Consider the following 14414-nt stretch of genomic DNA (forward strand, 5'->3'; position numbering starts at 1 on the left):
CCTGTTGTTTTTTAGCTGTCCAGATAATCATCACTGGTGCGAACCCGTGGGCGTTCACCGCCCGCCATGGGTGCGCTCTCCCCATGGAACTGGGCCTTGACCCGACAGTCGTCACACATCTTGATGAGCTGAACGTTATCAGAGTTCTTGTACATCCAGTGCTGGTTTTCCAGTTTCTCGACGATCCGGTTAATGGTGCTCGCGACACCAAACGGAGTGCCACATTTGACACATTCGAAAGGTTCTTCGCCATGCAATGCCCGCGCACTCAGTGCACCCTTGGAGACATCCAGCTGGGGTTTCAGAGTGATAGCTGTCTCGGGGCAGGTGCTTTCGCACACGCCGCATTGAACGCAGGCGTTTTCCGTGAACTGGACCTCCGGCCGGTCTGGGTGGTCGCCAAGCGCACCGGTCGGGCACAGTGATACGCAGGCCAGACAGAGCGTGCATTTGTCAGAATCAATTTCTATCGCACCATACGGTGCGCCCACCGGGAGAGGAATCGGCTCTTCGACCTTTTCGGACATGGCGGCAACAGTCACCCGTGTGATGTCACGTCGGCCGCCGACCAGCAAAACCGGCTCACTCACCCGTCCGGCGTTGTCGCCAGCAGTGCAGAGTTCTATGGCGGAAATAACCCGGACCCGGCTCGGCGAGTTGTGGGTGCCTTTGAGCATGGCCTGGGCCAGCTCAACTTCCGAAGTCACTGCCCGGCGGTCTATCTCGTTGTCCGCAAGGATCAGGACTTCGGCGTAACCGGCTCCGAAGGCCGCCATGATCTCGGCATGGCCGATCCGGTCTACATGCTCCAGTCCCATCGGGATCAGATCGTCCGCCAGGCCATCGTCGTACCGGGCAAGGTTGGCAATGGCTTCAGTACCTGCGTCAAGCGTGTGGAAAACCAGGCGCGGAGATTCGTTGGTATGCTCACGATAAACCCTGGCCATGACATCCACAGCCTTGGTCAGCGCCTCGAACGGGGTTTCGTTCATAGTCACCGCAGACGTCGGGCAAACCGCCGCACAGGATCCGCAGCCGGCGCAAATATCCGAATCGATCTGTATGTGGTCTCCGGCGGAAAAAATAGCCTCGGTGGGACAGACATCCAGGCAGCGGGTACACCCGGGTTTGTTAGCCCGAGAGTGCGCGCAGAGGGATTCTTCCAACCTGAAATACACGGTTTTCTCGAACTCGCCGACCCGTTCCCGGGCAGTCAGGGCAATACGTTCCAGCTCGCCTGTTTTCTTCGGGTCGGCCCAGAAGTAGCCATTGCGCTTCTCATGACTCGGAAATGCCGGAGCTCCGCCCCGCAGGTCGATAAATACGTCGCATTCGCTGCGGGCAGTGGCCTTTGCTTCGCCATAACCCAGCTCGCCTCGTCCGGCCGGATTCAGGGTTTGCAAGTGGGCAAATTCCAGCTTGAAGTTACCCAGCGCGCCGTAGGCCCCCGTCAATTGCCCTTTGGCCACGTCGTAAGCCGCGGACGGTAGCTGTATCGGGCCGGCATCATTAACAATACAGGTGACTCCCAGCTCATCCTGCACCAGTTCTGCCATCCTGACAGCTTGCTCGGTGGGGCCGACAATACAACAGATACCGCTGGACTGAATGGTTTTCGCGGGCGCCATGGGGGCCGGCAGCTGGGCAGCTGCGATCAAGGCCGCTTGCTTGGCATGTAAACGCTCGGGCTTTGCGCTGGAAGCACTCCAGCCGGCGCGATCCCGAATGTCGATGGAACTGAACGGCGCTGAGTGCTGAATCTCAGCGTATACGTCTTCACCCAGACGCTCGAATAAGGCGGCCTGCTGGCCACAGGCGATGAGCAATTCGTTACTGGCACCCAGGTGCTCAGCGGCAATGCTCATGTCTTTGCCACACAGTTGATCCACCGGGATCACCTGCTCAGCTGCCGCTGCCTTCCGCAGTGCCTCCGGATCAAAGGACTGCGTTTTATCGCAGCTACATAACAGTAGGGTCTTGTGTGCCGTCATCAGAAGTTTGACTCTTTCGTTGTTTTTATACGTATACGTATCAGTTTTACTTTTCGAGCATGCCACAGCCATCTACTTTTGGACAATTGGATAATTGTTTGGGTCCTGCTAGCTTTAAGCTATAACAAAAAGAGAAATGCCATGAGTAGTCGCACAGAGGATTGGAAACGGGAATTGCAGGTCGGTGCCGTGGTTCGCCGGTCACCAGGTGTAACCCGGTGGGTGCGGGATGTCTGGAAGCCCGTAGCGGTTATACCGGGGGCGCCGGAAGCCTTTTGGAAAGAGCTTGTCCGGGATGGAGACGTGGTTGATTACCATGCAGGCACCGCGACAATGGAATTATTTCGCGCCGATGTTGAGGGTTATCTTGTATCCCTGAATATGATCGTTCCATCAGCCTGGATCATCATGGACAGAGATGTAACTAGCCAGTCGCCCTCCGGATGGGTCGTCAGCACTATCACCGCCAGCGCCCATGAGGCACTGGACGCCCTTGACAGTGGCGAAAGCATTGTCGAGGCGGTTCCCATTCCCGAATCGATGGCGGCCTGGATCAAAGAGTTTATCGACATGCACTACATCGAGGAGCCGTTCAAGAAACGCCGTCGCGACGAGGTCCATGTTGATGGCGCCGAGGATGCCAAGGGCGACCCGCGCATTCGCCAGGAAAGCGACGTTTACCGTGCCCCTGCGAACATCAAAAAGCCGAGAATCCAGTAATGGCCGAATCAAGACTCCAGCGCTGGGCGCGCAAAAAAGCTGAAGCCGGTAAGCGCCCAGAGCCATCCGCTCCTCCGGTTATCGAGACCGAACCGACGCCGGAAGAGCAGGAACTTGCCAATAATGAAGCATTGCCAGAACACGAGCTGCTAGAGAAATATGGCTTGCCCGATCCGGCAGATATCGAACTGGGCACGGACATCACCGGATTCATGCGCAAGGAAATTCCGGAGTTCCTTCGGAGGAAGGCGCTCCGGGGGCTATGGAAATCCAACCCGGTACTGGCAGTTCTGGACGGCCTCAACGATTACGATGAGGACTACACACTGGCCTCGACGGCCGGCCAGACAGTGACAACCTTGTACAAGGTTGGCGAAGGACTCGTCGACAAAGCCAAAAAAGCCGCTGACGTCGTGGAAGATCAGTCGGAAAAGCAGGCAATCTCATCGATGGCAGCCCCTGATTCGAAAACTGCCGAGGAACCGGAACCTGAGGACAGCCCCGAGCTGGAGGACATGGCAACGCCGACGGAACATCCCGAGCAACAGCTTGCCCAAGAAGAGACCAGCCAGTCGGAAGAGGAACCGGAAGTACGATTCCGTCCTCGTATGCGTTTTGACTATTAGCAGAATACATTCCAGCTATTAGCAAATTCAAGGTCGGTCAGGCCACTATTCTCGGATATGTACTAGAATAGCGTGACAGACCGCAAATAATAATTAGAAGGAACATGAATTGAGCAATACTGCGGAAATCCAGTGCCCGCGTTCGGTCTCCGATGAAGATCGTGCCAGGGCCCAGATCTATCAGCTGCTGGGCGTCCTGCTTGTAGACCCGCCCTCCAGTGACTTATTGAAGGGGCTGGCGTCACTGCAGGGTGACGAGACGCCCCTGGGTTCAGCCTGCAAGAACCTCGCAGCCCTCGCCGAACGCACCAACCCGTACGACGCAGAACGAGAGTTCAACAACCTGTTTGTTGGCCTCGGTCGTGGCGAACTGCTTCCCTACGCCAGTTACTACCTCACCGGCTTCCTGAATGAGAAGCCCCTGGCGGAGCTGCGAACCGATCTCATGTCCCGCGGTATCAAATCCCGCAGTGATGTAAGGGAGCCGGAAGATCACATCGGCACCCTTTGCGAAATCATGGCGGGCATCATTACCGGCGAATTTCCCTGCGACAGCGGACTGCCGTCGCAAAAAGCGTTTTTTGATGCCCATCTGGCGAAGTGGGCAGCCTTGTTTTTTACTGATTTGGAAGAAGCGCAAAGCGCCATCTTCTACGCGCCAGTAGGTTCGCTTGGTCGAGCCTTCATGGCCGTGGAAGCCGACGCCTTTGCAATTCAGTAACCGGGATCTGAAGGTCCCATAAACCCAGGGGGAGGTGTCCAATGGACAACCCGAAGCGTGAAAACAGCCGTCGCCGTTTCTTGCAAATGGCCGCAGCCGCAGCTCCAGCTGCCGTTGCCATGACGGTTGCACCGAACGCCGCTGCCGAAGCCGTCAGAAAAGACGTGCCGAAAAGCCGCGGTTTACGTGATACCGAACACACACGTAAGTATTTCGAATCGGCTCGCTTTTAACGGGGATTTGAGTTGATCGAGGTTGCGAAAGGCCCTTGAGAGACTCTGCTTTCCGGAAAAACGAGAATAATAAAGAGAGAGGTAAACGACATGTTAAGGAAGAAGACCAACGGGGTAGCGAAAGGCTCCCGTGCAGGCTCTTTGCTTTCTTCTCTCGCTGCCAAGACTCTGGACCGTCGTCAGTTCCTGACAACGTCTGGTGTGGCAGTGGGTGGTTTGGCCGCATTATCGCTGACTTCGGGGCGGGTTGAAGCCGCAACCCCAGCAACCGGTGGCGGGGAAGTTGTCGTCAAGAAATCCGTCTGTACGCACTGCTCAGTAGGGTGCACCGTCGAAGCAGAAGTTCAGAATGGCGTATGGACAGGCCAGGAACCAGGCTGGGACAGCCCTTTCAATTTGGGCGCTCACTGTGCCAAGGGTGCTTCAGTACGTGAACACGCCCATGGCGAGCGTCGTCTCAAGTCGCCCATGAAAATGGTCAACGGCCAGTGGCAGAAGATTTCCTGGGATACCGCCATCAACGAAATCGGCGACAAGATGCTCGAAATCCGCGAGCAAAGCGGTCCCGATTCGGTCTACTGGCTGGGCAGCGCAAAGTTCAACAACGAGCAGGCCTACCTGTACCGTAAGTTTGCGGCCTACTGGGGCACCAACAACGTGGACCACCAGGCCCGTATCTGCCACTCCACGACCGTGGCCGGCGTAGCCAATACCTGGGGCTACGGCGCAATGACCAACTCCTACAACGACATCCACAAATCCAAGGCGATCTTCATCATCGGGGGCAACCCCGCCGAAGCGCACCCGGTGTCGCTGCTGCACGTACTGAAGGCGAAGGAAGAAAATAACGCGCCGCTGATCGTCTGCGACCCGCGTTTCACCCGAACAGCGGCCCATGCCGACGAGTTCGTGCGTTTCCGCCCGGGCTCCGACGTTGCGCTGGTGTGGGGTATTCTCTGGCACATCTTCGAAAACGGCTGGGAAGACAAAGAATTCATCCGTACCCGTGTGTACGGCATGGAAGACATTCGCGAGGAAGTGAAGCGCTGGAATCCCGAAGAAGTTGAGCGTGTAACCGGCGCGCCGGGCGCACAGCTTGAGCGTGTGGCTCGTACTCTGGCCAACAATCGGCCCGGCACCGTTATCTGGTGTATGGGTGGTACCCAGCACACCAATGGTAACAACAACACCCGCGCCTACTGCGTGCTCCAGCTGGCCCTTGGCAACATGGGCGTCGCCGGCGGTGGTACAAACATTTTCCGCGGCCACGACAACGTTCAGGGGGCCACCGACCTCGGCGTGCTCGCCGATACCCTGCCCGGCTACTATGGTCTGTCTGCTGGTTCCTGGGCCCACTGGGCAAGAGTGTGGGAAGAGGACCTCGACTACCTGAAAGGCCGCTTTGCCGTTTGGGATAAAGATGGCAAGTCCCGGGCCATGATGAACGAGAAGGGCATTCCGGTTTCACGCTGGATTGACGGTGTTCTGGAAGCCAAGGAAAACCTTGAGCAGCCGGACAACACCCGGGCCATGGTTCTGTGGGGCCACGCGCCCAACTCCCAGACCCGGATGCCGGAAATGAAGGAGGCCATGGAAAAGCTCGACCTGCTGGTTGTAGTGGATCCCTTCCCGACCGTTTCTGCCGTACTCCACGATCGCAAGGAAGGCGCCTACTTGCTGCCCACGACCACCCAGTTCGAGACCTACGGTTCGGTAACAGCGTCGAACCGCTCTCTGCAGTGGCGTGAAAAAGTGGTAGAGCCGCTGTTCGACTCCAAGGTCGATCACGAAATCATGAAACTGTTTGCGGACAAATTCGGCTTTACCGATCGCATGTTCCGCAACATCGCCATTGATGGCGATGAGCCGTCGATTGAGGACATTACCCGCGAATTCAACCGCGGCATGTGGACCATCGGCTACACCGGCCAGTCCCCTGAGCGTCTCAAGAAGCACATGAAGTATCAGCACCACTTCGACAAGACCACGCTGCGTGCAGTCGGTGGACCTTGTGATGGTGATTTCTACGGCTTGCCGTGGCCTTCCTGGGGCACACCGGAGATGAACCATCCGGGCACTGCCAACCTGTACGACATGTCGTTGCCGGTTTCCGAGGGCGGACTGACGTTCCGGGCCCGTTTTGGTGTTGAACACAACGGCCAGAATATCCTGGCTGATGGCGTTTACTCCAAGAACTCGGAAATCAAGGACGGCTATCCCGAGTTCACCATGCAGATGCTGATGGACCTGGGTTGGGACGGTGATCTGACGGCTGAGGAGCGAGCCAGCATTGAAGCAGTGGCCGGCGCGTCAACCAACTGGAAGACAGACCTGTCTGGTGGTATCCAGCGCGTGGCAATCAAGCACGAGTGTGCGCCCTTCGGTAACGCCAAGGCCCGTGCCATTGTCTGGAACTTCCCGGATCCGGTGCCGCTGCATCGTGAACCGTTGTACACGAACCGTCGTGATCTCGTGGCAGATTACCCGACTTATGAAGACAAGACCTTCTGGCGGGTCCCGACCTTGTACGAGTCAATCCAGAAGAACGACTTCAGCAAGGAGTTCCCGATCATTCTTACCTCCGGCCGTCTGGTCGAGTACGAGGGTGGCGGTGACGAAACCCGTTCAAACCCCTGGCTGGCCGAATTGCAGCAGGACATGTTCATTGAGGTGAACCCGCGTGATGCCAACAACCTGAATATCCGTGACGGCAATGACGTCTGGGTTTCCGGTCCGGAAGGCGCGCGGATCAAGGTCAAGGCCATGGTGACAGAACGTGTCGGAGAGGGTGTGGCGTTCATGCCGTTCCACTTCGGCGGGCACTATCAGGGCAAGGACCTGCGGGACAAGTATCCCAAGGGCGCCGACCCCATCGTTCTGGGCGAATCCACCAACACAGTTCAAACATACGGGTATGACTCGGTCACTCAGATGCAAGAGACCAAAGCCACCCTATGTGCGATTATGCCGGCATAACAAGAGGTGTAGACCATGGCACTTGAAGGACAAGCAAGAGCAAAATTCCTTTGCGACGCCGAGCGCTGCATCGAATGTAATGCGTGCGTAACGGCCTGTAAGAACGAGCACGAGGTCCCCTGGGGCATCAACCGTCGCCGCGTGGTGACCATCGAAGATGGTAAACCTGGCGAGCGTTCGATCTCGGTAGCTTGCATGCACTGTTCAGACGCCCCTTGTATGGCCGTCTGTCCAGTGGATTGCTTCTACCAGACTGAAGACGGCGTTGTGTTGCACTCCAAGGATCTATGTATTGGTTGCGGGTATTGTTTTTATGCTTGCCCCTTCGGCGCACCTCAGTTCCCGCAAGCGGGCAACTTTGGTAGCCGAGGCAAGATGGACAAATGCACGTTCTGTGCAGGCGGTCCTGAAGAAGACAATTCAACCACCGAGTTCTCCAAGTACGGGCGCAACCGTATTGCGGAGGGCAAGTTGCCAATCTGTGCGGAAATGTGTTCAACCAAAGCCCTGTTGGCCGGTGACGGCAATGAGGTGGCGGACATCTATCGCCAGCGTGTGGTGAACCGTGGCTTCGGTTCAGGCGCTTGGGGATGGGGCACAGCCTACGAGAAGAAGGGTGCATAAGCTGGCCTGAGTATTCCGGGGTCCTTGGGCCCCGGAATTCACTGAAGCAATGAACTCTTCTTGTTGATTCCGTTGGAGTGCTCTCATGAACTTTAAACTATTGGGTGCCGCCGTCTTTGCACTGGCGACGCTTTTGATCAACCCTGTCTGGGCGGAAGAGGCCCCGGCGGTTGATCGGGCAACAACCGGGGGCGCTCAGACCCTGGAAGACATCATGGCTCGTCAGAAGCAGTTGGAACTTGACGAGAGCTTCAGGTCTGAAAACCTGGGGAATCCCGCCAACGCGGCGCCGATCACCGATCAGTTGGGTACCCGAGGCGGGGTTTCCGACTCCGACAACTGGCGCGCCATCCGCTATAACGAAACCGAACCCTCCACCCAGGTCCGCGGGCCCGCTACTGGCGTCCTGATCCAGGATGGAGGCATGCCTTGGTACAAATTGCGGGAGGGACCGGTCATCACCTACGGCGGTGGCGCTATTCTGGGCATCATTGCACTGCTGGTGTTGTTCTACTTTGTTCGTGGCAGGATCATGATCGACGGTGGCCCAGCGGGCACCACGATTGAACGGTTCAAGGCTATCGAGCGCTTTGGCCACTGGTTGTTGGCGGGCTCTTTCATTGCCCTGGGCCTTACCGGGCTGATCACCCTGATGGGTCGTAGTTTCCTCATTCCTGTCATGGGACCCGAAGCCTTCGCGACTCTGGCAGCCGGCTCCAAGTGGATTCACAACAACATTGCCTGGGCTTTCATGCTGGGGCTGGTGATGACGTTCGTGATGTGGGTTGCCCACAACATCCCCAACAAACTGGACTGGCAATGGATAAAGGCAGGCGGTGGCATCTTCACCAAGGGCCATCCCTCAGCGAAGAAGTTCAATGCCGGTCAAAAGATCATTTTCTGGACCGTGATGGTGCTGGGTTTCTCGGTATCCCTGTCGGGACTGTCGCTGCTTTTCCCGTATGAGATACCGATGTTTGCCGACACCTTTGCCTTCATGAACAGCATCCTGGGAACAGACTTCCCAACTGTTCTGGCGCCACACGAAGAGATGCAATATGCCAACATCTGGCACTCCATCGTGGCGTTCGTGATGATGCTAGCCATCATCGCCCACATCTACATCGGCTCGGTCGGTATGGAAGGGGCGTTCGATGCCATGGGTAATGGTCAGGTAGATATTGAGTGGGCACGTCAGCACCACGATCTATGGGTTGAAGAAGTGCAGGCCAAACAGGGCAAAGGAGGCTCATCATGAAGGTCATGATTTCCGCTTTTGTCGTAGCGCTGGTGATTGCCTTCGTCGCCCCGGTTGCTCTGGACCAGTTCGGCTGGTCGTCAGCCGAGCAAACCAGTAGTGAGAGCGTCCGTCTTGACTGATCAATCAGAGGTACACCAAATCGACGCCGTCGGTTTGGTGTGCCCACTTCCCATTTTGCGCTTCAAAAAACGCACCCAGGGTTTACCGAGCGGGACGCAAGTCGAGTTCCTGGCCGATGACCCCAGCGGCCGTCGGGATTTACAGGCGCTGTGCGAGATAACCGGGCACAGGATTGAGTGGATCCGGGAAGAAGACGCGGGCGTCCTCCGTTACCGCATCTGTTTAGCGTAGTTGGGTGTTCGGCAGCGCCGATGCTTCAAGCGCTGCAAAAATCTTCGAAAGCCCTACAGATGTGGAGGTTTATTCGCTGCAGCCCGTTCAGCTTGCCATTCGGTCAGGGTCTGCGCAGCTTCTTCTCCCTCAAGCGACCCCACCACCTCAAAAAAGTCACTACGCAGTTCGTCGTCCACAACCTGATCTCTTGGCTTACTGCGAACCACGTAAACCGTCTGCAGGTTCTGATGATCGAACGCTCGCCACTGCTGGCGGTCCTTGAGAAGGCTGTATGAGTGCCCTTCCAGCGCCTCTATGAGCGCTTTAGTATTGGTGGTGCCTGCACGTTCAACAGCCTCTTTGTATTGATAGACAATGCCATATGACGTGGCAGCGGTAGAGGTTGGCCTGACACCATAATGTTCGGTGAACGATTCAACAAAAGCCTGGCCACGTGGGAAGTCGAGTTGGTAGGGAATCATCCACTCCCAGGGTGTTGTGGAAACTACGCCTTCCATAATCGTGGCGCCGACGGTCTGGGCGATTCCCAGAGAAATGTTCGGAATCACGATCTGCACTTTGTCTTTCAGGTCCATGTCATACGCCACTTTGAGCGCCCGAACCAGGTCATCGCCGTATAAAACCAGCATGAGCACGTCTGCTTCGCTTTCCTCTGCAGATCTCAGTGCCTTTGAGAAATCCCTCATATGCGCCGCCGGGAACGGGGTGAGCGCATGAGGATGTGCCTGCTCATCAGTGGTGTTCGTGAACTTCCGGATCGATGCTTCCGAGGACTGGCCCCATGTATAGTCGGCGGTCACATAAAAATAACGGAGGCCATCGTAGTTTTCCCTCAGGTAGTGACCCAGCGCGTTCGCAGTCATCCAGGCATTGGGGTACTCCCGAAACATATGGTCGTGCCCTTCGCTGCCGGTGGTGGCATTGGCCGAGGTGGTCGTTCCGAAATATAGGCGATCCAGTTTTTTTGCAGCCTTGCCGGAAGCAATCGCCACTGCGCTGGAGGCGCCGCCAAAGACCATGTCCACGTTTTCCTGACGGATCAATTCTTCTGTGTTGGAAACACCGCGCTCAGGAGAGCCCGCTGTATTGCGAATAATCAGCTCAACCTTATTGCCAAGGATTCCGCCGGCCTTATTGATTTCCTCAACCGCGAGAAAGGCCCCAAGCCTTTGCTGTAGTCCGAGATCTTTATAGCGACCTGATTGCGGGTAATTGAATCCAAGCTTGATGGAATCTGCCAATAGCGGAAAACTGGAAAGGAATAAAATGAGCCCTGCCAGAAGGGTTGCCCTCCTTTTCATTGATACCGTCCTCTTCTTTGCCTTGTGTTTTATTTGAGGATAAGAACTATACCTTTATTTGAAAGTCCAAAGGGGGCGTGGACAGTAAGAACGAACCCACTTTTCGTAACCAACTGTATTTTTGCGACCTGAAAACGCATGTCAGTTACATCAATTCCATCGGCCAATGCAGACGCAACCCTGGAGGCAGCGGGCAAGCACTTCCTGATAACGTTCCTGAAACCGTCAGTCCACCCCTCGCAATTCGGATCATAGAAGGCCTGCACATTGTTGATGAGTTCGAAACCTTGCACGCGAATCTACTGGATTTGGCGGACCTGATTCTTCGTATCTCACTTGTTGTGGGGACCAGACGATCTCGAATAAACCTTGTGCAGCTGAGAGTCCTGTTCCGCCAGCATCGACGCCATGGCAATAATGGATCTGGCCATACCGCGAACAAGGTTCAGGAGCATCAGGCAGAAGGTGCTCTTCCCTGGGATGGAAGAACCGGGCATGAGGCGCCCGGTCCCACTGAACCAGACGTTCGGCCCGTTCCGATTCATGCATTGTGATATCGGTACAGGTCTGCTCCAACCAGTCCTCGAAAGCCTGGTTGCGGGCCCGGATCTCCGGCGTATTCGCGGCGAAGAACGCCCGCATGTTATGGAATGAGAAACCGGATCCGATCACCAGCAGGTTGTCGTAATCCAGTGCCCGCAATGCCCGGCCAATCGCCAGATGGGCGCCGGCATCCAGGCTGTTTACCAGTGACAGCTGCACACACGGAATATCCGCCTCCGGATACATCAGCTTGAGCGCTACGAACAAACCGTGATCAAAGCCCCGCCGATCATCGAGCCGCGCCGGGATCCCAGCCTGATCCAACGCCTGGTATACCTGGCGCGCCAGCGCCGGTTCGCCCGGGCACGGGTATCTGATGTCGTAAGCTTCTTCCGGAAATCCGTAGTAGTCGTAAATCAACTGCGGGTGCTCACCCACAGTTGATTAATAGTCGCGGGGCCGGCGCTCCCGTTCAGAGTTCGCCTGGACCTTCGGGCACAATGCCAGCCGGATTCAGCGCCTTGATGGAATAATACCCCGCCTTGATGTGATCAAGATTTACCGTGTCGGCAATCCCGTCAAGTGCCAGAATCCGGTGCATGTAGGCATGCAGTCGCGGCATGGACCGCAGCGTATTGCGGTTGCACTTGAACAGGCCGTGGTAGGCAGCGTCAAAGCGAACCAGGGTCACGAACAGACGTATATCGGTTTCTGTCAGTTGATCACCAAACAGATAGGTTCGCCCGTCCGCCAGTCGTGAATCCATTTCGTCCAGGGCGGCAAACACCTTGGTGTAGGCTTCGCTGTAAGCCGCCTGGCTGGAGGCAAACCCTGCCTGGTACACGCCGTTGTTAAGGTCTGTGTACAGATACTCGTTGAGCTTGTTGATTTCACCCGCCAGGCTTTCGGGATACAAGTCCGGCCCCTGATCAACAACGTCTGCAAACGCGCTGTTCAGCATCCGCAGAATATCCGCGGACTCATTATTGACGATGGTTCCGGTATGTTTGTCCCAAAGCACCGGTACGGTGGCGCGACCAGAGATCGTTGGATCGGCACGGGTGTACAGCTCGTGCATATAGTGCGCACCGTTGAGCCTGTCCTCATCCGCGCCCGGGTAGCCGCCAAACTGCCAACCCTGGTCTGTCAGCCGGGGATTGACGACGGTAACATCAAGCACATCCTTCAGCCCCTTAAGCTGGCGAGCCATCAAGGCTCGCGATGCCCAGGGGCAAATGTACGCCACGTACAGGTGGTAACGTCCTTTTTCCGCCTTGAAGCCGCCCGCTCCGGTGGGTCCCGGCGTGCCATCCGGCGTAATCCAGTTTCGAAAGGGCGAGGTCTGGCGAATGAACCGCCCCGCCTCATCTTTCGCCTGTACCGGCTGCCAGTTCTCTTGCCAGATACCATTTACCAGCATGGTTCACCCCTTGTTCTGGAATACATTGTCCAGAGCGAACCGGCCCCCTCCCTGGATTGCCAGCGCCAGGGTAACTACGAACAGGGTGAGGGCATACTCGTAACCATTGTTGGACATGAACAGACCGTTGCCGATATGAACGGAGAATATGGCCACCAGCATGGTAAAGGCCGCGACCACGGCCGCAGGTCGTGTCAGCAGGCCAAATACCAGTGCCAGGCCACCAAAGAATTCGGCACCACCAGCCAGCAACGCCATCAGGTAACCCGGCTCCAGGCCAATACTCGCCAACCACTGCCCGGTGCCTTCCAGTCCGTAGCCGCCAAACCAGCCAAAGAGTTTCTGCGCACCATGGGCGGCGAGAATCAGGCCGACCGGCACCCGGAGAACCAGTGCGGCAAAGCCACCGCTGGATTGGAAAAGTGCCTGTGTGAATTGATTGTTCATGATGGTCCACCTCGAATGTTTCTGTCGTTGATTTGCCCCGAAGCCACGCCTCAGGTGATGGACCCACTGTACTATCACCAAATCAAAAGACTAAGATGGCCAACGTTGCTTTATTATCAACAATTCATTGGCAATAATGGGAGCACAAAAAAGGGAATAAGCTAATGGACCGAATTGATGCCATGCGGGCCTTTGTCACGGTAGTGAATGAGGGCACCTTCACACGCGCCGCTGACCGGCTGGAAATGTCGCCGCAGCTGGTCAGCAAATACGTGTCACAGCTTGAGCAACACCTCGGCGTGCGCCTGCTTAACCGAACCACCCGCAAGATCCACCTGACCGAAGCAGGAACCCACTACCACCAGCGCGCCCAGCAGGTACTCAACGACATCGACGACATGGAAAACCAGCTCGGCGACCTGCAGACACAGGCGCGTGGCCTGCTTCGAATCAGTGCCCCGGTTTCCTTTGCCATCCGTCACATGGCCCCTTTACTGAGTGAATTTCAGAACGCCCATCCCGCCGTAGGCATTGATCTGCAACTGAACGATCGCAAGGTCGAGATCGTCGAGGAAGGCTTCGATATCGCGTTGCGGATCGGCCACCTGAAAAGCTCGTCACTGATCGCCAAACGGATCGCCCCCGTCCGCCTGGTGATGTGCGCCTCGCCCGATTACCTGGAACGCCACGGCACACCAGAGCGGCTGGAAGACCTCCAGACTCATCGCTACCTGCGTTACAGCTATATGAACCAGGAAGCCAGCGAACCGGTGCACCGGTGGCTGCAGAGTGCTGCCCGGAACCGCGGAAGCGACATGGTCAGCAATAACGGCGATGTGCTGGTAGAAGCGGCCATCGCCGGAGCCGGGATTGCCCTGCAACCCACCTTCATTACCGGCTCGGCGATCAGGGAAGGCAAACTGCGGATTATCCTGCCCGAGTGCGAACCGGAACCGATGGCGCTCTACGCGGTGTATGCGCATCGGCAACTGCTTGCGAGTAAAGTGCGCAGCTTCCTGAATTTCATTGAAGGCTATTTTGGCGAGCCTCCGTACTGGGATCACTTTGAGTAATGGGCTCACTCAACTCTATACCTCTCTATTTCGGTTGCACCACCGATTAGAGTTTTCCGCCGGCCGGTACAGGCTTTGCTATAGTCTGATAACCTGTATCGGGACTCGAACGAAAACAAAAAAA

15 protein-coding genes are annotated in these 14414 nt (G+C 56.5%); 10 read left to right on the forward strand and 5 right to left on the reverse strand.

Annotated features, from left to right (window positions below):
• Positions 1 to 11 precede the first annotated feature (11 nt).
• Complete coding sequence (locus BKP64_RS13430; protein WP_070971009.1) at positions 12 to 1991, reverse strand: 4Fe-4S binding protein; 1980 nt, start codon at positions 1989 to 1991, stop codon at positions 12 to 14.
• Between the two features lie 141 nt (positions 1992 to 2132).
• On the opposite strand from BKP64_RS13430, the gene BKP64_RS13435 reads away from it, so the two are divergent.
• From BKP64_RS13435 to BKP64_RS19145, 9 genes are all read left to right on the forward strand, one after another.
• Complete coding sequence (locus tag BKP64_RS13435) at positions 2133 to 2711, forward strand: DUF3305 domain-containing protein (protein WP_070971012.1); 579 nt, start codon at positions 2133 to 2135, stop codon at positions 2709 to 2711.
• A complete protein-coding gene (locus BKP64_RS13440; RefSeq protein WP_070971015.1) occupies positions 2711 to 3337 on the forward strand; it encodes a DUF3306 domain-containing protein in 627 nt (208 codons plus the stop codon). The genes BKP64_RS13435 and BKP64_RS13440 overlap by 1 nt, the downstream gene beginning before the upstream one ends.
• A 109-nt stretch (positions 3338 to 3446) precedes the next feature.
• Entirely contained in the window at positions 3447 to 4058 is a 612-nt protein-coding gene (locus BKP64_RS13445; protein ID WP_070971018.1) for a TorD/DmsD family molecular chaperone, read from the forward strand.
• A gap of 41 nt (positions 4059 to 4099) precedes the next feature.
• Positions 4100 to 4291 carry a twin-arginine translocation signal domain-containing protein gene (locus tag BKP64_RS13450; RefSeq protein WP_070971021.1) on the forward strand — a complete coding sequence of 64 codons (192 nt, stop codon included), beginning with the start codon at positions 4100 to 4102 and terminating at the stop codon, positions 4289 to 4291.
• 90 nt (positions 4292 to 4381) lie between these two features.
• Positions 4382 to 7267: a formate dehydrogenase subunit alpha gene (locus BKP64_RS13455; RefSeq protein ID WP_070971024.1), complete on the forward strand. Its 2886-nt coding sequence runs from the start codon at positions 4382 to 4384 to the stop codon at positions 7265 to 7267.
• Between the two features lie 15 nt (positions 7268 to 7282).
• On the forward strand, positions 7283 to 7891 hold the full coding sequence (gene fdh3B / locus BKP64_RS13460) for a formate dehydrogenase FDH3 subunit beta (RefSeq protein WP_070971027.1): 609 nt from the start codon (positions 7283 to 7285) through the stop codon (positions 7889 to 7891).
• Positions 7892 to 7976: 85 nt separating this feature from the next.
• The gene (locus BKP64_RS13465) at positions 7977 to 9149 is read left to right on the forward strand and encodes a formate dehydrogenase subunit gamma (protein WP_070971030.1); all 1173 of its coding nucleotides are present in this window, start codon (positions 7977 to 7979) and stop codon (positions 9147 to 9149) included.
• Positions 9146 to 9271 (forward strand): hypothetical protein, encoded by a 126-nt coding sequence (locus BKP64_RS19680; RefSeq protein WP_257785939.1) that lies wholly within the window; start codon positions 9146 to 9148, stop codon positions 9269 to 9271. Before BKP64_RS13465 ends, BKP64_RS19680 begins: the two co-directional genes overlap by 4 nt.
• Positions 9249 to 9503 (forward strand): sulfurtransferase TusA family protein, encoded by a 255-nt coding sequence (locus tag BKP64_RS19145; protein ID WP_227515395.1) that lies wholly within the window; start codon positions 9249 to 9251, stop codon positions 9501 to 9503. Before BKP64_RS19680 ends, BKP64_RS19145 begins: the two co-directional genes overlap by 23 nt.
• A 53-nt stretch (positions 9504 to 9556) precedes the next feature.
• On the opposite strand, the gene BKP64_RS13470 is transcribed toward BKP64_RS19145, so the two are convergent.
• The 4 genes from BKP64_RS13470 to BKP64_RS13485 form a co-directional block, all read right to left on the reverse strand.
• Positions 9557 to 10807, reverse strand: a complete 1251-nt coding sequence (locus BKP64_RS13470) for an ABC transporter substrate-binding protein (protein ID WP_070971033.1) — start codon at positions 10805 to 10807, stop codon at positions 9557 to 9559.
• Between the two features lie 249 nt (positions 10808 to 11056).
• Complete coding sequence (locus tag BKP64_RS13475) at positions 11057 to 11788, reverse strand: DODA-type extradiol aromatic ring-opening family dioxygenase (protein WP_198402619.1); 732 nt, start codon at positions 11786 to 11788, stop codon at positions 11057 to 11059.
• 34 nt (positions 11789 to 11822) lie between these two features.
• The gene (locus BKP64_RS13480) at positions 11823 to 12770 is read right to left on the reverse strand and encodes a glutathione S-transferase family protein (protein ID WP_070971036.1); all 948 of its coding nucleotides are present in this window, start codon (positions 12768 to 12770) and stop codon (positions 11823 to 11825) included.
• 3 nt (positions 12771 to 12773) lie between these two features.
• Positions 12774 to 13217: a DoxX family protein gene (locus BKP64_RS13485; protein WP_070971039.1), complete on the reverse strand. Its 444-nt coding sequence runs from the start codon at positions 13215 to 13217 to the stop codon at positions 12774 to 12776.
• A 164-nt stretch (positions 13218 to 13381) separates the two neighbouring features.
• Here BKP64_RS13485 and BKP64_RS13490 point away from each other — a divergent pair, with 164 nt between their 5' ends.
• Complete coding sequence (locus tag BKP64_RS13490; RefSeq protein WP_070971042.1) at positions 13382 to 14290, forward strand: LysR family transcriptional regulator; 909 nt, start codon at positions 13382 to 13384, stop codon at positions 14288 to 14290.
• Positions 14291 to 14414: the final 124 nt, after the last annotated feature.

Origin of the sequence: Marinobacter salinus (assembly GCF_001854125.1) — a bacterium.
Taxonomy (GTDB): domain Bacteria; phylum Pseudomonadota; class Gammaproteobacteria; order Pseudomonadales; family Oleiphilaceae; genus Marinobacter; species Marinobacter salinus.